The sequence below is a fragment of the Paenibacillus sp. FSL R5-0486 genome, from assembly GCF_037975155.1.
Lineage (GTDB): Bacteria > Bacillota > Bacilli > Paenibacillales > Paenibacillaceae > Paenibacillus > Paenibacillus amylolyticus.
This window is the reverse complement of the sequence record NZ_CP150237.1, coordinates 6,039,165-6,059,062: the sequence shown is the minus strand read 5'-3', so window position 1 is coordinate 6,059,062 and position 19,898 is coordinate 6,039,165. Positions and strand designations below refer to the sequence as shown.

General features: G+C 42.8%; 20 protein-coding genes. 18 read left to right on the top strand and 2 right to left on the bottom strand.

The window, feature by feature from the left end; all coding sequences use genetic code 11:
- Positions 1-207 precede the first annotated feature (207 nt).
- The 12 genes from MKY01_RS26860 to MKY01_RS26805 all read left to right on the top strand — a co-directional run bounded on the left by MKY01_RS26860 (position 208) and on the right by MKY01_RS26805 (position 10,931).
- Positions 208-516 (top strand): hypothetical protein, encoded by a 309-nt coding sequence (locus tag MKY01_RS26860; RefSeq protein WP_017692311.1) that lies wholly within the window; start codon positions 208-210, stop codon positions 514-516.
- 35 nt (positions 517-551) lie between these two features.
- Positions 552-1,223, top strand: coding sequence for a PspA/IM30 family protein (locus MKY01_RS26855; protein ID WP_017692312.1), 672 nt, complete (start codon positions 552-554; stop codon positions 1,221-1,223).
- A 5-nt stretch (positions 1,224-1,228) separates the two neighbouring features.
- A complete protein-coding gene (locus tag MKY01_RS26850) occupies positions 1,229-1,462 on the top strand; it encodes a PspC domain-containing protein (protein WP_017692313.1) in 234 nt (77 codons plus the stop codon).
- Positions 1,463-1,479: 17 nt separating this feature from the next.
- On the top strand, positions 1,480-1,989 hold the full coding sequence (locus MKY01_RS26845) for a PspC domain-containing protein (protein ID WP_017692314.1): 510 nt from the start codon (positions 1,480-1,482) through the stop codon (positions 1,987-1,989).
- A gap of 1 nt (position 1,990) precedes the next feature.
- Complete coding sequence (locus MKY01_RS26840; RefSeq protein ID WP_017692315.1) at positions 1,991-2,698, top strand: PspA/IM30 family protein; 708 nt, start codon at positions 1,991-1,993, stop codon at positions 2,696-2,698.
- A gap of 149 nt (positions 2,699-2,847) precedes the next feature.
- The gene (gene liaF, locus MKY01_RS26835) at positions 2,848-3,495 is read left to right on the top strand and encodes a cell wall-active antibiotics response protein LiaF (RefSeq protein WP_282320233.1); all 648 of its coding nucleotides are present in this window, start codon (positions 2,848-2,850) and stop codon (positions 3,493-3,495) included.
- Positions 3,496-3,526: 31 nt separating this feature from the next.
- Positions 3,527-4,642 (top strand): sensor histidine kinase, encoded by a 1,116-nt coding sequence (locus MKY01_RS26830; protein WP_036605687.1) that lies wholly within the window; start codon positions 3,527-3,529, stop codon positions 4,640-4,642.
- Positions 4,584-5,252, top strand: coding sequence for a response regulator transcription factor (locus tag MKY01_RS26825; RefSeq protein ID WP_091020933.1), 669 nt, complete (start codon positions 4,584-4,586; stop codon positions 5,250-5,252). The genes MKY01_RS26830 and MKY01_RS26825 overlap by 59 nt, the downstream gene beginning before the upstream one ends.
- A gap of 452 nt (positions 5,253-5,704) precedes the next feature.
- Complete coding sequence (locus tag MKY01_RS26820) at positions 5,705-6,454, top strand: YwmB family TATA-box binding protein (protein WP_282320234.1); 750 nt, start codon at positions 5,705-5,707, stop codon at positions 6,452-6,454.
- 215 nt (positions 6,455-6,669) lie between these two features.
- Positions 6,670-8,220: a glucose-6-phosphate dehydrogenase gene (gene zwf, locus MKY01_RS26815; protein WP_282320235.1), complete on the top strand. Its 1,551-nt coding sequence runs from the start codon at positions 6,670-6,672 to the stop codon at positions 8,218-8,220.
- Between the two features lie 376 nt (positions 8,221-8,596).
- Positions 8,597-8,995 (top strand): DoxX family protein, encoded by a 399-nt coding sequence (locus MKY01_RS26810; RefSeq protein ID WP_024634146.1) that lies wholly within the window; start codon positions 8,597-8,599, stop codon positions 8,993-8,995.
- 352 nt (positions 8,996-9,347) lie between these two features.
- Positions 9,348-10,931 (top strand): peptide chain release factor 3, encoded by a 1,584-nt coding sequence (locus MKY01_RS26805; RefSeq protein WP_282320236.1) that lies wholly within the window; start codon positions 9,348-9,350, stop codon positions 10,929-10,931.
- Between the two features lie 228 nt (positions 10,932-11,159).
- Here the strand turns inward: MKY01_RS26805 and sspI are convergent, their stop codons facing one another.
- Positions 11,160-11,393: a small acid-soluble spore protein SspI gene (gene sspI / locus MKY01_RS26800; protein WP_017692323.1), complete on the bottom strand. Its 234-nt coding sequence runs from the start codon at positions 11,391-11,393 to the stop codon at positions 11,160-11,162.
- A gap of 128 nt (positions 11,394-11,521) precedes the next feature.
- Between sspI and MKY01_RS26795 the strand changes: the two genes are divergently transcribed.
- The 3 genes from MKY01_RS26795 (at position 11,522) to MKY01_RS26785 (ending at position 13,626) form a co-directional block, all read left to right on the top strand.
- Positions 11,522-12,223, top strand: a complete 702-nt coding sequence (locus MKY01_RS26795; protein ID WP_076254620.1) for a TrkA family potassium uptake protein — start codon at positions 11,522-11,524, stop codon at positions 12,221-12,223.
- A 26-nt stretch (positions 12,224-12,249) separates the two neighbouring features.
- Positions 12,250-13,038 carry an RNA methyltransferase gene (locus MKY01_RS26790; protein WP_282320237.1) on the top strand — a complete coding sequence of 263 codons (789 nt, stop codon included), beginning with the start codon at positions 12,250-12,252 and terminating at the stop codon, positions 13,036-13,038.
- Positions 13,039-13,215: 177 nt separating this feature from the next.
- Positions 13,216-13,626: a helix-turn-helix transcriptional regulator gene (locus tag MKY01_RS26785; RefSeq protein WP_083677483.1), complete on the top strand. Its 411-nt coding sequence runs from the start codon at positions 13,216-13,218 to the stop codon at positions 13,624-13,626.
- Positions 13,627-14,079: 453 nt separating this feature from the next.
- Here the strand turns inward: MKY01_RS26785 and MKY01_RS26780 are convergent, their stop codons facing one another.
- Positions 14,080-14,973 (bottom strand): LysR family transcriptional regulator, encoded by an 894-nt coding sequence (locus MKY01_RS26780; RefSeq protein ID WP_076328938.1) that lies wholly within the window; start codon positions 14,971-14,973, stop codon positions 14,080-14,082.
- A 292-nt stretch (positions 14,974-15,265) separates the two neighbouring features.
- Between MKY01_RS26780 and MKY01_RS26775 the strand changes: the two genes are divergently transcribed.
- From MKY01_RS26775 to MKY01_RS26765, 3 genes are all read left to right on the top strand, one after another.
- On the top strand, positions 15,266-15,706 hold the full coding sequence (locus MKY01_RS26775; protein WP_076328939.1) for a DMT family transporter: 441 nt from the start codon (positions 15,266-15,268) through the stop codon (positions 15,704-15,706).
- Positions 15,707-15,728: 22 nt separating this feature from the next.
- Positions 15,729-17,198: a glycoside hydrolase family 1 protein gene (locus MKY01_RS26770; RefSeq protein WP_076328940.1), complete on the top strand. Its 1,470-nt coding sequence runs from the start codon at positions 15,729-15,731 to the stop codon at positions 17,196-17,198.
- 75 nt (positions 17,199-17,273) lie between these two features.
- Positions 17,274-19,118: a beta-glucoside-specific PTS transporter subunit IIABC gene (locus MKY01_RS26765; protein WP_282320238.1), complete on the top strand. Its 1,845-nt coding sequence runs from the start codon at positions 17,274-17,276 to the stop codon at positions 19,116-19,118.
- Positions 19,119-19,898 lie beyond the last annotated feature (780 nt).

The window sequence follows — 19,898 nt, the reverse complement described above, 5'->3', positions numbered from 1 at the left end:
ATATAGGGACAGTCAAAGGTCCAACTAGATCCCCGACCTGAGTCTAGGATGAAAAACCGTCCACGGTCTGTTTTGAAAAGTCGCGGAATCCCCTAGAATAAGGACATAAGGTTAAACAAGAAACACAGAAACAAGAAACAAACGAACAAACGAACAAATGACTCAACACATTAAAAGGAACGAATGGAAGGGCGGTGAACAACAATTATGAGATTGAATAAGGGAAATGGCTGGGCGATTGTATTGATTGCGCTGGGTGCACTACTCCTCTTCGGAAAGTTAACTCCACTTCTTGGACACTTAATGGGTTATCTGATTCCGGTCCTGATGATTGCACTGGGATACTACGGAGTTAAACGAGGGAATGTGATGCTTGGCTGGATTGTTCTCATCATCGGTATCATCTCACTGATGGGTAAACTGGCATGGTTGATCGGACCGATCATCGCGATCGGGTTAATCATCTTTGGTATCTCAATGCTAAGCAATAACCGCAGTCGTCGTGGTCGGTACTAAGCTTTCACGATTATGAAAAGGAGGGACAGAACATAATGAGTGTATTTCGTCGAATGCGGGATATTACCGTAGCCAATCTGAACGAACATTTGGAGCAAAGTCAGGATCCAGTCAAACTGATTGATCAGTTCCTGGTCTCGACCCGCCAAGACATCGGTGAAGCCGAGAAACTTCGTCATCAATATGCAAGCCATACCAGACAAATGAAACAACAAGCCGATCAGGCAGCAGGTATGGTGAACAAACGGGAAGAACAGGCATCCATGGCTCTGAAAGCAGGGGAAGAACATCTTGCTAAGCTGGCCTTGCAGGAGAAAATCCTCCACGAGGAAAAAATGGAACAGTACAATGAATTGTATGCACAAAGTTATGCGGCATTACAGGAGCTGGATGAACAGATCGATCAGCTGAAGGTTGAATATCAGAATGTATACAGCAAACGCCAATATTACTACGCTCGTATGCAGACGATTCAGTTACAACAACGTATGAACCAGAGAGGCAATCACAACGGTCAGAATGTACCCCGTATGTTTAACCGACTGGATGATCAAGTCTCTGATCTCGAATATGAAGCACAAAGTCTCCGCGATATCCGGCGGATGAATCAAGATGGTTCAGGAGTGACTGGCAGCATGTCATCCTCTACGTTGGATAAGGAACTGGAACGCTTAAGACAAAAATTGAACAATGACAGAAAGGAGTAGTCACAATGAGTAAATTATACCGCTCGGCGCGTAATCGAATGCTAACAGGTTTGATCGGTGGCATTTCTGAAAATCTCGGATTGAGTACCACGCTGCTACGTATCATTTTCTTCATCAGTATTTTCGCTACGGGAGGTACATCATTGTTGATCTACTTCATCGCTGCGTTGGTGGTACCAAAGGAATCCAATCACGTTGATCCATATGCTTATGATTCCAACGTAAGAGGATACAAGTAAACGAAAGGAGCAAGCACATGAGCAAATTATACCGCTCAACGCGTGACCGGATGTTAACCGGCTTGTGCGGCGGAATTTCCGAAACCATCGGAATGGATTCCACCCTGCTGCGTATCATCTTTGTTATCAGTATCTTCGTAACTGGCGGCACGTCGTTGTTAATATACTTTATTGCAGCACTGGTGGTACCAAAAGAACCGTATCCGCCTTATGATCCATATGGCTACGGTCCGGGCCAAGGCCCTGGTCCTGGCAGAGGATACGACAACTATGATCATCAGCCACCAAGAGGTCCTTTTCAAAATAATCACAACCAACAAGGTCCTGGTAACTTCGGTCCCGGCCCTGGATTCAACGGCAGACCTCAATCTGGTCCCCGTTCTTATGACAACAACGCCTACGGAGCAGGAGCACCGCAAGAAAGTGAACTTGATTCCATGATGAAAGATATCGAGAAAAAAGCACTGAAAAAAGAAGTTGAAGAGCTTCGCCAAAAATTATCTCGTTACGAGAAGGGAGAAAAGTAAAATGGGAGTATTTAAACGGATTAAGGATATGACGAAAGCATCGGTAAATGATATGTTGGATAAAGTAGAGGACCCGATTGTAATGTTGAACCAGTACTTGCGTGATATGGAGGCTGAGATTCATGAGGCAGAGGTAACTGTTGCTAAACAAATGGCAAATGAGCGCCGCATGAAACAACGTTTGGATGAAGCGGAGCGTACTTCGGTACAACGTGAGTCCCAAGCAGAAGCTGCTCTGTCTAACGGTCAGGAAGAAGTGGCACGCAAATTGTTGGAAGAGAAAATCTACTTTGATCAAAAAATTACGGAGTACAGCGAACTGCATGCACAGTCCGAAGCACAAGCAAAAGATCTGTTGCAACAGTTGCATGATATGAAAGATGAGTTCTACAAAATGCGTAACAAACGTAATGAACTTGTATCCCGTGCACAAATGGCAAAAGCCAAAAAACAAATGTCTTCTATCAACAGCTTGCATTCGATCGAAAGTGGCGGCGCATCACTTGGATTCCACCGCATGGAAGAGAAAATTATGCAGCTGGAAGCTGAAGCTGACGTAGCTCGTGCACCTTATCGCAACACATCATCCACGTATACGAATCCTGTAGATGTGGAAAAACAATTCAAAGTGGATCAGCAATTACAAGCCCTCAAAAATAAAATGGGCAATGGTTCCAAGAATGAAGCGAACGGAACTTCAAAAGAATAACTGTTCGCTTAGTGGACAATATGATATTCTATAAATCGTGTATAATGTACGGTTGGTAGAACAAAAGTTAAGCCATACAGGACTTCATTGCCTGATATGGCTTTTCCGTTGAATAAAGAGAGATTAACTTACAGAGGAGGTGCGGCGGGATGAATCAAAAGAGTAAATGGCTTGCAGTTGTCATTATGATTATTGGCACAATGATGTTATTGAATGACAATATTAACTTCCTGACCGCTGCCGCACTGATTCTGTTAACGGTTGGAATGCTTCAAGTCCGCAATGGGGATACCCGCAAAGGTCATCGGTATCTTGGCATTGGTGCGGCACTGTTATTGCTGGATAATTTAATGATTGTATTTTTGATTGTACTTGCTTCTTTAGCTTACTTTTATTCAAAAAACAAAAAGATTCATCTGGACGAAGGCGTTATGAAGAAACAGAATTTCATGGCTCGGTACTACTGGGATCAATCATCCTGGACGTTACGTAGTATGAGTCTGTGGCATGCCATAGGTGAGGTTAACACGGATCTATCTCTTTCGATTCCGGAGGAGAAACAAACAATTGTGCTGCTGCAAGGAGTTATGGGTAATGTTCGCCTTACACTACCAGAAGATTATGGTGTGGAGATTGAAGCATCGGTTCTTTTCGGCCGGATTAATCTTCTTGGAGAACAAGATAGCGGCATGATGAACAAATTAGTATGGAGAACGCCTGGATATGAATCCAGTGAACATAAAGCAAAATTTGTCATTTCTTATATTGTTGGCGACCTAAACATCAGTAATCCGTAGTAAAATAGATGAAGAGAAGGAGGAGACCCCGATGAAGACAAAACGACATACCGACATGGTAACCCGAAGTATGGGTGAAGGGATCCTCCTGGTTTTCATTGTGCTCGCTGTTATTTTGTATGTATTGTATACATATGGTTATCTTGCTCCGTTTACAGGTTGGCGTCATCTGATTCAATCGGGTCTGGCCTTATTGCTGCTTCTGATTGGAATCGGTGCGGTCTTTGGGTTCTATCAGAGTTACCGGGTTAAACGCCGGCTCGAACTGCTGCGGGAAACACTTCTACTGTGGGAGAAGGGCTCTCTATCACGCACTGTACCTGATCTGGGCGATGATGATGTGGGCCGTTTAAGTGAGCAACTCGGACGAATCGGCAAAAAGTGGGAAGATCAGATATCTACGCTCCAGCGGTTGTCTACTCATAATGCACAGCTTGCTGAACAAGCCAGAATTACGGCTATTGTGGAAGAGCGGCAACGTTTGGCACGGGAACTACATGATGCGGTATCGCAGCAATTGTTTGCGATATCCATGACAGCAACGGCCGTTGGACGGAAGATGGAGAAGGATTTTGAACGTGCTCAGCGGCAGGTGGCTTTGATTGAGGAGATGGCTTCGGTAGCCCAGTCCGAGATGCGTGCGTTACTGTTACATCTGCGTCCAGTCTATCTGGAGGGTAAACATCTCGAACAAGGTCTGCGTGATCTGGTGATGGAACTGAAAACAAAAGTACCCATGGACATTGTGCTCGAAATGGACGAAGACATTGATCTGATCAAAGGCATCGAGAATCATCTGTTCCGGATCGTTCAGGAGGCTATGTCCAATACGTTACGGCATGCAAAAGCGGAAAAAATGGAGATACGGATCCAGCGCCGTACTGATGCGATCCGGGTATTGATTCGTGATGATGGGCAAGGCTTTGATCTGGATGAGAATAAACAAGCTTCTTACGGTCTGGCTAACATGCGTGAACGTGTTACGGAGATTGGCGGGGCCATACATTTTGTAACAGCGCCTGGTAAGGGAACGCGGATTGAGATTACGATACCTTTGATGAACGATGAAAGCGAGGAAGAACATGTCAATGGAACCGGAAGTCGAAACGGAGACGGAAACGTCGATCAAAGTATTGCTCGTGGATGATCATGAGATGGTACGTATTGGTCTTGCAGCGGTACTGGATACCGAAGATGGAATTGAAGTTGTTGGTGAAGCAGGTAGTGGAGAGGAAGGCATTCGGCTTGCACAGGAATATAAGCCTGATGTTGTTCTGATGGACCTGGTTATGGAAGGAATGGACGGCATTGAGGCTACTCGTCAGGTACTTAAAATGTATCCAGAGTGCAAAGTCATCGTATTGACCAGTTACCTGGATGATGAAAAAATGTATCCTGTCATTGAAGCAGGCGCATTCAGTTATCTGTTGAAAACATCAAGAGCCAATGAAGTGGCAGATGCGATTCGCGCAGCAGCTCGCGGGCAATCCGTTCTGGAGTCACAGGTGGCTTCGAAAATGATGAATCGCTTCCGGCAGCCACAGGCAGCAGCTCCTTTGCATGATGAATTGACTGACCGAGAAATGGATGTGCTCCGGTTGCTCGCCAAAGGTAAATCGAATCAGGACATCGCTGATGATCTAATCATCGGCATTAAGACGGTCAAATTCCATGTTACAAACTTACTGGCAAAATTGGGCGTAGACGACCGTACACAGGCTGCGATCTATGCTTATAAAAACGGACTTGCAGAGTAAGAAGAATCATATGTACTATCCATAATTAAGCCAAAGAACCGTGCTTTCATGTGCGGAAGTTATAGATAAGAGATGATTTATATAAATTGAATTAAAGATTTACACAAAACGGAGAGGACAGAAGGAACCTGAAGAAGCGAAGCTAAAAGCTTTCTGAAAGAAAGCTACTTCGGAAGCATAAACTTCGCCTTTATCCCCGGATTTTTACCTTGAAAAAGGGAATCAAAAAATCTGGGGATAACAGCGATCAGAAGGTTGTTCTGTCATCGGAGTGGCGAGTGTAAATATTGTGTAGTTCAATTTATATAGAAAAGATGAATGGAAAGCTCTGATCTGCCATGCAAGTGGCGGATGGGGCTTTTTTGTTGTGTGCAGAAGAAGTATAGCAAATATGCGAAAGGGGCATGCTGTTGATAGATTCATAGAATGCAAGAAAGAAGCGGGGGATTCAAATGTTAAATCGATGGATGACAGCAGGTATCTTGGCAATAGTTATCATAATTCTTATTGGTGTGACACAGGTATACGCAGAGAAGAACGAATCCAAAGCTACCCAACTGGAACAGTTAATCTATACTGCTGACAGTGTGATTGATAATGTGGATCGTCTAGTTATTAAATGGCAAGGAGAAGGCAAGGGAGATGCACAAGCGCAGGCCGTGTTACTGGCAAGTCACTTGGGACTTGAACCACCTGTGCGGGTAAGCCAGACGGGTCATGATGTTTACCGCAGTGAAGAGATTGTCGATACGGCTACTGGAGGTGCAGGCATGTTGGTCAATGTCGTCGATACAGGAGACAATGGTTACTATGCCATCGTACAACTCTCAGGGGATGCACACACGGATCGGAAGGCATTAATGACATTACATGAAGAGGTCGATCAACTGCTTGTAGACTCAGGGATGAAGGCAACCTGGAATATGTCTGTGCAAGGTACAGCAGTTACTGCTATTGAACATGATGCGAGTCAGCAACTGGAACTGATCGAAGAACAGCTGTCCACAAAGGTGGATATCGCCTCCGTTGAACGATATACGGATGTAGCCAGCGCAAGTGTCTCTTATGAGGCGGCCGAGCTGCCCTTGTCGATCAAGAGTGGCTCGCACATGTTGAATATGCAACTCGCAGTTCACCAGGTTGGGGACGAGGTCGATAATCGAATTACAGTGGGGTTTCCGGTGATTACGATTGAATACTAAGGGATGGATTTTTCATGAATTGGGACCCAATATTGAGAATCTTTATCAGAAAAATGAGTTTGAAATAGTGCATCCATTCAGTTGATATGCTAAAATGGCATCACATCCAAGAAGGAACTTGCTGGTAATTGACAGTTGTATGTCGTGCATATATAACACCATTACATAGCTCGGGGAGAGCGTGAAGGTTATCTTCCCGGAAGAAAGAGGAGCCCATGGTTGAAAAACAATTGCAAGATGAAGTACAGACACCAGGCGCAGTATTTTTCATTTTTGGAGCAACGGGTGATTTGGCCCGCCGGAAGCTGTTTCCGGCTATCTACAGTCTTTACCGTGAAGGCAAGCTTGCCGAAGACTTTGCGGTTATTGGCGTAGCACGTCGTCCGAGGTCCCCAGAAGAATTCCGGGAAGACATCTATGAATCCATTAAAGAGTTCTGCCGTTATCCAGCGGGGGAACCTGATGAGTGGAACGCTTTTGTCGATCATTTTGAATACAAAGCACTGGATATCAATAATGTGGAAGGATTCAAAGAGCTGCGTGCGCAGACGGAACATCTGGAATCAAAGTTTAACACGCCGGGGAATCGACTGTTCTATCTGGCACTGGCACCTGAGCTGTTTGGCAGTGTCTCGTACAGTTTGCGGGACGGTGGTATGTTGGAAAGTCAGGGATGGAACCGTTTGGTGATCGAAAAACCATTTGGTTATGATCTGCAATCGGCCGAACATCTGAATGAGCAGATTCGTGAGGTATTCCGTGAAGAGGAAATCTATCGGATTGATCATTATCTGGGCAAGGAAATGGTGCAAAATATCGAAGTGATCCGCTTCGGAAATGCTTTTTTTGAACCGCTCTGGAACAACAAACATATTGCCAACGTTCAGATTACGCTTGGTGAGACGGTAGGCGTGGAAGAACGTGGCGGTTATTATGATCACTCCGGAGCACTCCGTGATATGGGGCAAAACCATATGCTTCAGATGCTGACAATGATTGCGATGGAACCGCCGAGTCGCCTATTCCCGGAGGACATTCGGGATGAGAAGGTGAAGGTATTGCGTTCATTGCGAGCCTTTACTTCGGATGAGGAAGTGAGCAACAACGTTGTGCGGGGGCAGTATGCCGAAGGGGAGTACCGTGGCAAGCAGCTTCCGGGGTATCGCCAGGAAGACAAGGTTGATCCGCAGTCGAATACGGAAACTTATTTTGCAGCACGTGTATTCGTGGATAATTTCCGCTGGGCGGGTGTGCCATTCTATATTCGGACAGGCAAACGTCTGCCGGTAAAAACGACCGAGATCGTAGTTGAATTCAAGTCGATGCCAAACAACGTGTACCTTGGGAAAAAGTATAAATTGGAGCCGAATCTGCTGGTCATTCGGGTGAATCCGATGGAAGGCATATATATCAAAATCAATGCCAAGAAGCCAGGCTCGGATTCTGAGATTCAGCCACTCGCAATGGATTTCTGTCAGAGCTGCATGATTGGAATTAACTCGCCTGAAGCGTATGAACGTCTGCTGCACGATGCAGCAGAGGGGGATTCTACGTACTTTACCCGTTGGGATGAAGTGGCAACAGCCTGGTCTTTTGTCGATCGGATCGCAGCAACCTGGGGAAAAAATCAAGGAGAGCTTCATACGTATCCTGCTGGAACTTGGGGACCAGAAGCGACAGATAAGCTGCTGGAGCAGGACGGATTCCACTGGTGGCCGGTGAATGGTCAGGACGAGGACAGTGTGATCTGGCAAGTGAATGGTTAGGGTAGGGTAAGGGCATTAACAACAGTATTAACAACATACACAACATGACTGAGCCTGGGGAAATCGCAAATTTTGCGGTGTACCCAGGCTTTTTAGCGGGGAAAAGGTAGGTATCCATCATAAGGAAATAAGTAATTTAAATTAAGTTGTTGACAAAAAGTAAGTATGTAACTTATACTCAACACATGAGTTAAAGAGTTACGCAAATGACAAACTTCATTCGGGCAAACGTTTCGGATAAGTTATCATTCATGAGATAAAATGTAAACCATTTGAAGGGGTTTACGTCACAGAGAATCATGAAGAAAAAATGTGCATAATATCTTTAATCTAAGAATACTATTTTGTATATATCGAATGGAGGAAAAAGAAAATGATGTTGGATGTAGGGTTGTTGTTGATTCGTTTGGTGATTGGATTGTCGTTCATGGCGCACGGAGCTCAAAAGCTGTTTGGTTGGTTCGGAGGTTACGGGATCAAGGGTACAGGCGGCTGGTTTGAGTCGATGGGCATGAAGCCAGGTGCATTGGTGGCGTTACTGGCTGGACTCGCGGAATTCGGTGGCGGATTGCTGCTGGCCCTGGGTCTGCTTACACCGGTAGGTGGCATTCTGATTGCATTGACGATGGTCATTGCGATTGTGAAAGTCCATGGTGCGAACGGATACTGGTCCACACAGAACGGATTCGAATATAATCTCGCGATTCTGGTGATTGGTGTAGCGCTGGCCCTGACTGGTGGCGGACAATACGCGCTGGATGCATTGATTTTCTAAAACCGATAAATAAAAATGAATGAGGAGTGCCTGGATGCCATGGAAACGGCTGAAGGGTGCTTTTTTTTTGCAAGTGAAAAGAGAAGAATCTGCGGTAGTAATCGGTTATTTTCGGTACAGATTATGGTACAATAGGAGAGTTGGGTTAAGAAGCAGTTCACGGTATACATGAAAGCACAGATTTGAGGAGGATGAACTCCATTGTAAATGTGTAAAATTAATCTAGTGTGTAAATACCTAGTACGTAAAAACTCGTGTACAATCAACCGGCCTCGCCGGATTGCATAAAGATTGAATGATGGACCGGCCATGCCGGATTAACGTGAATGAACGGACGAAAGGGATTAAACCTATGAGCAAAGCTGCAAATGAAATTCTTCAACAGGAAGTGGACAAACGCCGGACGTTTGCCATTATCTCTCACCCTGATGCGGGTAAAACTACATTGACCGAGAAACTGTTGCTGTTCGGGGGCGCGATTCGCCTTGCGGGAACGGTAAAAGCTCGGAAAGCCAGCAAACACGCAACAAGTGACTGGATGGAAATTGAGAAACAACGGGGGATCTCGGTTACCTCTTCCGTAATGCAATTTGATTATCTGGATCATCGCGTCAACATTTTGGATACACCGGGTCACCAGGATTTCAGTGAAGATACGTATCGTACACTGACGGCTGCCGATAGCGCGGTAATGTTGATTGACGTGGCAAAAGGTGTCGAGGCACAAACGATCAAGTTGTTCCAGGTATGTGCGAAGCGTGGCATTCCAATCTTTACGTTCATCAACAAACTTGACCGTGAGGGTAAAAGCCCATTTGACCTGATGGAAGAACTTGAAAATGTACTGGGTATTCGTTCGGTTCCGATGAACTGGCCTATTGGTACAGGTCGCGAGCTGTGTGGTGTCTATGACCGGATGAAAAATCAGGTGGAATTGTTCCAAGGGGACGATCACTCGATGATTAAAGTACAAAAGGTAGATGGCTACAAAGATCCGATTATCCGTGAGATGGCAGGAGAATACCTGCATGATCAATTGTGTCAGGATCTGGAGTTGCTGGATATTGCGGGCGACCAATTCGACATGGAGAAAGTTCAACGCGGCGAATTGACACCTATTTTCTTCGGTAGTGCGATCAACAATTTCGGCGTACAGACCTTCTTGGAGAATTTCCTGGAACTGGCACCGAAGCCTGAACCACGTCGCAGTACGGCAGGAGAGATTCAGCCAACGAATGAGAAATTCAGCGGTTATGTGTTCAAGATTCAGGCAAACATGAACCCGGCACACCGGGATCGTATTGCGTTCCTGCGTATTGTGTCAGGCAAGTTCCAACGTGGAATGAGTGTGAAGCATACTCGTGTGGGCAAAGAAATCAAGCTGTCACAGCCACAGCAATTCCTGGCACAAGATCGGGATATTGTCGAAGAGGCATATGCTGGCGATATTATCGGTTTGTTCGATCCGGGTATCTTCCGGATTGGCGATTCACTGAGCCAAGGCAGCGAGGTTGTCTTTGAGGAGTTGCCAACGTTCTCACCAGAGATTTTCGCCAAAGTTACCGTGAAAAATGCGTTGAAACATAAACAGTACCAAAAAGGAATTGATCAGTTGACGGAGGAAGGAACCATTCAGGTGTTCCAGACGGCAAGTTTCGACGAGACAATCCTCGGCGTAATTGGTCAACTTCAGTTCGAGGTATTTGAATACCGGATGAAAGGTGAGTATGGGGTAGATGTGCAATTGCAGCGCATGCCTTATCAGTTCGCTCGCTGGATCGTGGACGAGAATCTGGACCCAAGCAAATTCCGGATTAACTCTGCGCTTGTAAAAGATAAAAAAGGGAATTATGTGGTGCTCTTCGAAAATGAGTATGCAATGAGAACGGCTATGGATAAAAATCCTACAGCTCAATTCCTGGAGACTGCGCCTTAAGTGAAGACAGAAGTATTTCGTGGGAATTGTTAAAAAATTAGTTAAACGTGACAAGCTCATGTGATGAGATAGAGCTTGTTAAAAATAAGATCCCTCCGCCAATTGGCGGAGGGATCTATTGCTATACACCTTACCTGGAGGCGGGTATGATCCAGCCGAATAAGGGAAAGCTTTCTTTTGCAGACAGAACAAACGTAATGATGGTTACCTTACCATCCACTGCTTCGATTAGCTAAGCGGTTGGACGGGAATGGTGTGCAGATGCTCTTGCGCGATTTGAATCAGTTCTTCCTGCTTGGCAGGTTCTGTGTTCTTCCAGATCATCTCGAAAATGGCGCCAAGTCCAGGTAATGCAGCTTCCGGTCCATCTACTGAACCTTCAATCATCTCCCGGAGCTGATCATCACTCTTGTCATGAACTTTATGAACAATCGCTTCACGCAGGCTTAATGTAATGGGCATCGCAATTCCCTCCTCGTATATTCGGCTGCTCTAATACTGTTCCCTGGGAAGCGCGAGCGCATTCAAGTTTATCGGGCTTTGTGGTATACTACGAAGGATTATTTACGTTAGCATGGGTATCCGTAATGATGCGTCATGCTGAAGAGCAGCGGGAGGTTAAGACCCTAATGGCCAAGAAACAGTATGCCGTAATTGGTATGGGACGATTCGGATCAAGTGTTGCCAATGCACTGAGTGGCATGGGATTCGACGTGCTGGCAATTGATGCGGACGAGCAGCGGACTCAGGAAATGTCCAATGTGGTGACCCATGCGGTATCGGCAGATTCAACAGATGAAGAAGCGCTGCGTGCGCTGGGCATACGGAATTTCGACGTTGTCGTTGTGGCGATTGGTGAAGATATACAGGCGAGTATTCTGACAACCCTGATATTGAAAGATATGGGTGTACCCGTTCTGATCGTAAAAGCCCAAAATGAGCTTCATGGTAAGGTATTGCAGAAGATTGGGGCGGATAAAGTCATCTATCCTGAGCGGGATATGGGACTGCGCGTAGCCCATCATCTGACCTCGCCTAATATACTGGATTACATCGAGTTATCTGAGGATTACAGCATTCTGGAGATGAGAGCCTCCGAGCAAATGATCGGTAAAAACCTGATGGAATTAAACATCCGTGCACGTTTTGGTTGTAACGTGATGGCGATTCGCAGTGGAAATTCGATGAACATCTCGCCGTACGCGGAGGACCGGATCGAAGCTGGAGATGTGCTGATCATTGTGGGTCACAAGGATCATTTGACGAAAATGGAGCTTGCGTATCCGAAGTGATGGATGCAGATGGGAAGGATGGAAAGATGGATATTGTATCACCGCAAAATACACGTGTAAAAGAATGGGCGCAGTTGCTGGAGAAAAAGCATCGTACCCGTCAACATAAATATATCATTGAGGGCATTCATCTGGTACAGGAAGCATTACGCGCCGGAGCAGATCTGGAGTGCATTGTGTACGACGGAGAGCAAGGTGTACCTAGCGAACTCGCCGGGCTTGAGAACGCGCTACAGCGTGTGGAGTGGGTTAGTGTATCTCCTGCGGTTATCGCCAAATGTACGGATACGATGACACCGCAGCCTGTATTCGCAATTGTGCGTAAAGGCAGTGAGCCACTGGAAAGCCTGATCGCAGGAGCACGTGGGCTTGTCGTGGTGCTGGATGGTGTGCAGGACCCAGGGAATGTGGGGACGATCATCCGTAGTGCGGACGCAGCTGGAGCCGCGGGGGTTGTACTTGGCGCGGGCTGTGCTGATGTGTATAACCCAAAGACGATTCGTTCGACGATGGGGTCATTGTTTCATTTACCCATTGTGGAGGGCCAGTTGGAATCTTTGCTTCCCGAAGCGAAGGCTGCGGGCGTGAAGCTGGTCAGTACTTCTTTGCAGGCAGAGCATTCATGTTATAGTTATGATTTTACGCAGTCGGTATGGCTTGTGATCGGTAACGAAGGCAAAGGTATCTCGGACGCTACAGCACGTTTGGTGGATGATTCGATTACGATCCCGATGCAGGGACAGGCAGAGTCGCTCAACGCGGCAATGGCGGCGACGATTTTGCTGTTTGAGGCGATGAGACAGCGGATGTTGTAGGTAGTGATATAACTCAAATTTTGTGGTTTATATCATCGAATGAGACAACATAAATACGCGGATAAATATATTCTCAAGTTCTGTTAATCGTCTAATTAAATTCTCTTGTTTTTATATGATTTAGTAAGATAAACCTCCTGCTGATAACAAACCTAATAACTAACACGAACAGTCCCCATGAATAGTAATAATTCTTCGGGGACTGTTTGTACTTTATGGACAGAAGGTGACAGTAATAATGAAGAGCATAGGGAAAAAATGAAATATGTTATAAAGTTGGACAAGCTTAATCAAACTGAGTTTTCTCAGATAATTGGTGTGTCTCAGGGAGCATTAAATGATTTAGAAAAAGATAAATATAAACCCTCTTTGGAAACGGTAGTTACCTTGAAGGAAAAATTTGATGTTGATCTGGATTCGTTTCTTTTTGATCAATGTGCGATAGTTTCAAACTCAGAAAGATTTAATGTGAGATTAAATGAGATAGAATCAAATTTAATTTCAGGCTTTCGAAGGCTTAACGTGGAAGATAAACAAGAAGTAGAGGGGATTTTAGAATTAAAGTTAAAACGATATAATGCTCCATAATAATCAAATGATTTATTACCTTTTTACTGTTGGATCATGTTCAGAGTAGAGTATTAAAAAGCTAGATATTACACTAAATTGCTGTTGTAGAGTATTCAGCGAAAAAAAGGATAATACAACAAAAAAAGTCGCTGTAATAGCGACTTTTTTTGTTGTATAAGTATTAGTAATTGTAAGGGTTGAAAAAAGTGCAAGAACCAAAGGTTTAAATAAAACATTAAAAAGTAGCTATTCTATCCTAATAGTAAATAGCGATGGAGCCCTTAATACACTTGTAGTGTAAATAATTCTACATTCATTTTGTTGAAAATGAATGTAGAATTGGAGACCATATGCTACCATCGCAGGAACGTCCTATCCCTTTATTTTATTATAGCTATAGAATCTCTTAGTTATGAAAATGGTTATGCAATAAAATTACTATTTAGCGTCTTTCAGTAATTATAAAAAAACTTAAATGTGAGAACTCTGGAAAAGTTCTATGAATTTTCTGGCGGCTGAGCTTAGAGGGAAATTATTTTTCACAGCTATGCTTAGATGCCTCTTTGGGATATTTTCCTTCACAGGTATGATAAATAATTCTTCGCGTTCTACATATTGATGAATGAAATCTTCGATGACACATGAAACACCCAATCCCTTTCTTGCAAACTCAATTAGCAATTCCATCGTACTCAATTCAGCTTTAGGAGTTACTTTTAACTTATATGAAGCAAGAACATTTTCAATGTAATTTCGAGTGTTTAGTCCCTTTTGAAGTAAATTGATGGGATGATTAGATACTAACCCCTGAAGTGATATTGCCTTCTGACTTAGTTCTCTAAACCGCTCTCCGACCACAAAACAATCTTGTATTTCTATTTTTCCGATCACAGATAATGAATCTTGTTTTACATCTAAATTAATAATGCCAATATCGACTTCACCTGATTCTAACTGTTTAACCGTGGTATACGTAGATTGGTCTTTAATGTATATCTCAATGTTAGGATATGACAAAGAGTAGGATTCTATATATTTCATCAAAAAATTACTACAGGCGGTAGTACTGACAGCTAATCGAAGTTCGCCAGCATCCAAATTATTAAACTCCTCAAATTTTCGTTCGGCTGCTTGTAACAGTTCGTAGCTTTGTTCCACGTATTGAAAAAGAATTTTCCCTTCAGAAGTCAAAGTTACACCTTGAGCCTTTCGGTGAAATAATTGTCTTCCCATTTTACTTTCTAAAAGTTTTATCGACTGGCTTACGGCCGACTGGGAAGTAAATAATTCTTTTGCTGCATTAGACATACTCCCAGCTTTAACAGTGATATAAAAAACCTTATACAGTTCAAAGTTTATATTCATATAAGTATACAGTATACCTCCCATACTATTTATTAATTTTACTTATTCTTATCTCTGGATTATACTCGGATTGTTAGAAAATAATCAATGGTTAAATCAATATCAATCACTCCAGTATAGTCCTGAGATTACACGGGTTATCCATTAATCAATAGATATTTGATTTCTTTCTTTAAGGAGTAAAAAGTGCTACTCGAGTTGTGAAAGTATGAATGAATGGATATTATTGAGAACGTTTAACTTGTCCCGATGCTGGAGTGATTCATTCTCTGAACGAAAGGAAAACACAATAATGGCAATATTTTTTATGATATTTGCATTACTGGCTGGCATGGCATTGCCCACCCAGTTCAGTGTGAATTCTCAGTTAAGAACTGTTGTTGGTTCACCCATTACAGCTTCAGCCATTTCATTCACAGTAGGAGCAGTTTCTCTAATAATTATTTCTTTTTTCACGAGAGGGCCATTGGTAAAGAAAGAATGGTTGGAAGCTCCCTTGTGGATGTGGACAGGGGGACTCTTAGGAGCCTTTTACGTCTTGGCAACAACAATCCTTATGCCCAGAATCGGAGTGGCGGCTACTGTGGGATACGTATTGGCAGGGCAGGTTATTATCTCTATTATTATTGATCATTTCGGATTAGTCGGAGCTACAATGCATGCCATAAATCTTCCCCGAATGGTGGGAGCTTTGTTGGTTATTGCTGGAGTTATAATTGTACAAAAATTTTGAATTAGTATTGTGAGGGAAGTGTATGAGAGATATAAGAGAAGATTTTTTATGGGGAGGAGCTATTGCTGCTAACCAAGTCGAAGGCGCATTTCAGAGAGATGGAAGAGGTCTAAGCACTGCTGACATTCAACCATTTGTACCTGGTGCTAAGCCCACCGAGTTGCATTTCAATGAGATGGATTCAGAAATGTATGAACGCTATAAAAACGGCTCTTATTATTACCCTAAACGTCAAGGGGTACATTTTTATGATCGCTATCAAGAATATATCGATGTGTTAGCTGAAATGCATGTGAAAACATTACGATTATCCATTTCATGGAGTAGAATTTATCCGAATGGGGATGATGAATTCCCAAATGAACAAGGTTTAGCCTTCTATGATCAATTGTTCGATTATATGAAACAAAAGAATATTGAGCCAATCGTCACCATGTTCCATTATGAAATGCCGTTACACTTGGTTGAGCGATATGGAGGTTGGGTGAACCCCAAACTCATTGATTATTTTGTGAAGTATGGACAAACTTTGATAGAAAGATTTCAGAATAAAGTGAAGTACTGGATCATTATTAATCAGATTAACTTAGTACACAAAGAAGCTTTTGCTTCACTTGGCATACTGAAGGATAAAGTCGATCACTACGAACAGGCAAAATTCCAGGCTATTCACCATCAGTTTGTTGCTTCATCAAAAATAACTCAGTATGGGCACAAAATAAATTCAAACCTTCAGTTAGGTGTGATGTTAGCGGACACGTTAACCACAGCGTACTCATGTGAGCCTGAAGATGTGAAGTTAAGCTTTAAACGGAACCGGATGCAATATTTTTATAGCGATGTCCTCATTCGAGGAGAATATCCTGATTACGCATACGCTTACTTTGAAGAAAATGGTATTCGGTTGAATATTGATGAAACAGAGAAGGAGCTTCTCAGGAATAACACAGCGGACTTCCTTGCTGTATCCTACTATTGGTCCAATACGGTCAAGGCAAGTGAAAATACAATGGATCCGAATACAACCGTCAAGAATCCCCATCTAAAAGCGAATCGTTGGGGCTGGTCTATCAATGCAACCGGACTTTATCTCTGCATGTCTAACTATTGGGATAGATATCATGTTCCGATGATGATCGCAGAAAACGGTATTGGTTTCAAAGATATATTAACGGAAGATAATTTTGTTCACGATGACTATCGTATTGAGTATCATAAGGATCACATTTCCGCCATGATAGAAGCAATACATGATGGCGCAGACATATTTGCTTATTGTTCATGGGCACCCTTCGATATCATCAGTGCAGGTACTGCAGAAATGAGTAAACGTTATGGCTTCATTTATGTGGATTACGATGATGAGGGAAACGGTAGTGGACAATTCCATCACAAAGATAGTTTTTACTGGTATAAGCAGCTTATTGATTCAAACGGTAAAGATTATTCCCATCCAAGTGTGAATAGTTTAAATGACAATAAATCAAAATGATTAAGACATCCCGGATCATCTTTGTTTAATGGAATAAATAAAGATGATCCGGAAAGTTGAACTGGGGGGAAAACAATGAGTCATCAAAAGTCGGCAAAAGAAATCCTTGAGGGCGTAGGCGGTAAAGAAAATGTGAATGCTGTTTGGCATTGTGCCACAAGACTACGTTTTAAACTTAAGGATGTCAATGCTGCAGATACGAAAAAAATTGAAGAAACAGATGGAGTCATCACTGTTGTAAATAGTGCAGGGCAATATCAGGTTGTTGTTGGTAACTCTGTGGCTCAAGTCTTTGAAGAACTTACTTCGTTGCCAGGAATGGATACACATATTTCTTCTAACTCTGAAAGCGCTTCAGAGGAGGGGGGTAAAAAATTCAATCCAATAAGCCAATTGATGGATTTCGTTTCTGCTGTATTTACTCCGTTCCTTGGAGCATTAGCGGGTGCAGGGATTCTGAAAGGAATCTTAGCTTTGGTGATAACACTAAACTGGTTGTCTAGTGAAAGTGGCGCATATAAAGTATGGAATGCAGCAAGTGATGCAATTTTTTATTTCTTACCTATATTCTTGGCCTTTACAGCGGCCAAAAAGTTAAGAGTGAATCAATTCGTAGCTGTTTCCTTAGCTGGGGCACTGATTCACCCCTCCTTGGTAGAAGTAGTTACAAAATCACAAACACTTGATTTCTTTGGTATACCTCTTGTACCGATTACTTACACAGCTTCCGTATTTCCCATTTTGTTGTCTATCTGGGGCCTTTCCTACCTGGAACCATTCTTGAATAAAATTTTCCCGGAGTCAATTCGTAATATGTTGACTCCACTGGCTTCGTTAGTAATGATGTTACCATTAACCTTGGCCCTTATTGGCCCCGTAGGAACACAAATTAGCGATGTATTTGCGTGGATATTGCTTGCAGTTTATGGTTTTTCTCCACTGTTGGCTGGGTTAGTATTAGGTGCTTTCCACCAATCGATCGTAATCTTTGGAGTACATTGGGCACTTATTACGCTTATGATTAACAACGTCGCTAACCAAGGATACGACCAATGGTTACCTATTGTCTGTGCAGCAGTACTTTCTCAAGCTGGAGCAGCACTCGGTGTGTTCTTGAAAACCAAAGATAAAAAGCTAAAAGGTTTATCGGGCTCTGCTGCCCTCACAGCTATTTTTGGGATCACAGAACCGGCAATCTACGGTGTAACTTTGAAATTAAAACGCCCATTCTACTGTGCCATGATAGCTGCCGGTATTGGTGGAGCAGTGATTGGTTCTTTCGAAGTTCATGCATCCACGTTCACATTTCCAAGTTTGTTAGCGATTCCAACCTATTTGGGAAATGGTTTTCTAGGAGAGATAATTGGATTAATTATTGCTTTCTTTGGCGCTGTTATCCTAACATACCTTTTCGGGGTATCTAATAAAAGTGAGATCATGCCCACTGTAAAAGCTCTTCCGAATGAGGTATTGGTGCCCGTGGAAGGTCAGGTAGTTTCTTTAACTAGTGTAAACGATGAAGTATTTGCTTCTGAAGCAATGGGAAAGGGAGCAGCAATAATACCATCAAATGGAGTAGTGAGCGCACCTGTCAATGGTAAGATAAGTAGTGTATACAAAACAGGGCATGCGATCGGTATTGTTTCGGATTCTGGAATTGAACTTTTGATTCATATTGGTATAAATACAGTGAAACTAAAAGGACAGCATTTTAAACCCGTGGTGAAGGAAAATGATCAGATTAAAATTGGGGACAGATTGGTAGAGTTTGATCTGAAACAAGTTGTAGATGCAGGCTACGATCCAACTGTAATGATTGTAGTTACAAATTCATTCAATTATGATCAGGTTCAAGTCAATTTGGATAATCCAAACTCAAATCAATTGCTACTAATAACTTCACCAGAAGCTAAAGAATGATTTAGTGTATTAATGAAATATGATATTATGGGAATCGTATAAAGCTAAGAAGAAATTGCACATTCATTCAAATTTAATTCTTTTTTGAGGGTTTGGCGTGCTCCATTATCTATTGACGGAGTTCTCGTCGAACAAGTAAATGATAATAAGAAAAGAAGGACTGCGTTTAGCACTCCTTCTTTTTATTATATTGATTTTCAAGTCATTCATTGATCTATCTAGTTTAACTGTTACAGTTATAATAAGTGGTGGATAGATTTGTTGGTTGAGATTACACAATAAAGTAGTAAACAAATGACAAGTATACAGCTAGATAGCTGAGAAAGGGGTAACGACATGGAATTAAGGAGATTCATATCCAGGCATTTAAATACTAGTCATCAAGTATGCCGTTGGATTGATTACGATGCTTAAGAAGAGTTTGTGCTAAAGAACAAATCTATATTGATCTACAAGACTAGCTAAGGTAATTTATTCTCAAGTGGTAATGGCGGATAAAATTGCGATAGTTCCGACGATACAATCCTTTGGCTAAATCCAGTAAGATATGTATGAATCGGGAGGACAAGGAATAAAGATATCCTAATCAACTTGATTAATATTTTTTCACAGACAGAGCCTAAGCACACCGAGTTTTTTTTATAAACGCCTGAGTAGGCGTTTATTTTGATTCCGAAACTTTCGCTTTAAAAAATAATGGATGATATCAGACCGATTATATTGACTTGTTTTAAGCTAATAGCTACTATCTCAAATCCTAATCTCCAAGAAAGGTAAATT

Excerpts from the sequence above, each read along its gene's own strand:
- MKY01_RS26825 (WP_091020933.1), top strand. The coding sequence starts at position 4,584 with ATGGAACCGGAAGTCGAAACGGAGACGGAAACGTCGATCAAAGTATTG.
- MKY01_RS26795 (WP_076254620.1), top strand. The coding sequence starts at position 11,522 with ATGCGTCATGCTGAAGAGCAGCGGGAGGTTAAGACCCTAATGGCCAAG.
- MKY01_RS26850 (WP_017692313.1), top strand. The coding sequence starts at position 1,229 with ATGAGTAAATTATACCGCTCGGCGCGTAATCGAATGCTAACAGGTTTG.
- MKY01_RS26785 (WP_083677483.1), top strand. The coding sequence starts at position 13,216 with ATGAATAGTAATAATTCTTCGGGGACTGTTTGTACTTTATGGACAGAA.
- MKY01_RS26780 (WP_076328938.1), bottom strand. The coding sequence starts at position 14,973 with ATGAATATAAACTTTGAACTGTATAAGGTTTTTTATATCACTGTTAAA.
- MKY01_RS26790 (WP_282320237.1), top strand. The coding sequence starts at position 12,250 with ATGGATATTGTATCACCGCAAAATACACGTGTAAAAGAATGGGCGCAG.
- MKY01_RS26775 (WP_076328939.1), top strand. The coding sequence starts at position 15,266 with ATGGCAATATTTTTTATGATATTTGCATTACTGGCTGGCATGGCATTG.
- MKY01_RS26840 (WP_017692315.1), top strand. The coding sequence starts at position 1,991 with ATGGGAGTATTTAAACGGATTAAGGATATGACGAAAGCATCGGTAAAT.
- MKY01_RS26860 (WP_017692311.1), top strand. The coding sequence starts at position 208 with ATGAGATTGAATAAGGGAAATGGCTGGGCGATTGTATTGATTGCGCTG.
- MKY01_RS26845 (WP_017692314.1), top strand. The coding sequence starts at position 1,480 with ATGAGCAAATTATACCGCTCAACGCGTGACCGGATGTTAACCGGCTTG.
- liaF (WP_282320233.1), top strand. The coding sequence starts at position 2,848 with ATGAATCAAAAGAGTAAATGGCTTGCAGTTGTCATTATGATTATTGGC.
- MKY01_RS26765 (WP_282320238.1), top strand. The coding sequence starts at position 17,274 with ATGAGTCATCAAAAGTCGGCAAAAGAAATCCTTGAGGGCGTAGGCGGT.
- zwf (WP_282320235.1), top strand. The coding sequence starts at position 6,670 with ATGGTTGAAAAACAATTGCAAGATGAAGTACAGACACCAGGCGCAGTA.
- MKY01_RS26770 (WP_076328940.1), top strand. The coding sequence starts at position 15,729 with ATGAGAGATATAAGAGAAGATTTTTTATGGGGAGGAGCTATTGCTGCT.
- MKY01_RS26820 (WP_282320234.1), top strand. The coding sequence starts at position 5,705 with ATGTTAAATCGATGGATGACAGCAGGTATCTTGGCAATAGTTATCATA.
- MKY01_RS26830 (WP_036605687.1), top strand. The coding sequence starts at position 3,527 with ATGAAGACAAAACGACATACCGACATGGTAACCCGAAGTATGGGTGAA.
- MKY01_RS26855 (WP_017692312.1), top strand. The coding sequence starts at position 552 with ATGAGTGTATTTCGTCGAATGCGGGATATTACCGTAGCCAATCTGAAC.
- sspI (WP_017692323.1), bottom strand. The coding sequence starts at position 11,393 with ATGCCCATTACATTAAGCCTGCGTGAAGCGATTGTTCATAAAGTTCAT.
- MKY01_RS26810 (WP_024634146.1), top strand. The coding sequence starts at position 8,597 with ATGTTGGATGTAGGGTTGTTGTTGATTCGTTTGGTGATTGGATTGTCG.
- MKY01_RS26805 (WP_282320236.1), top strand. The coding sequence starts at position 9,348 with ATGAGCAAAGCTGCAAATGAAATTCTTCAACAGGAAGTGGACAAACGC.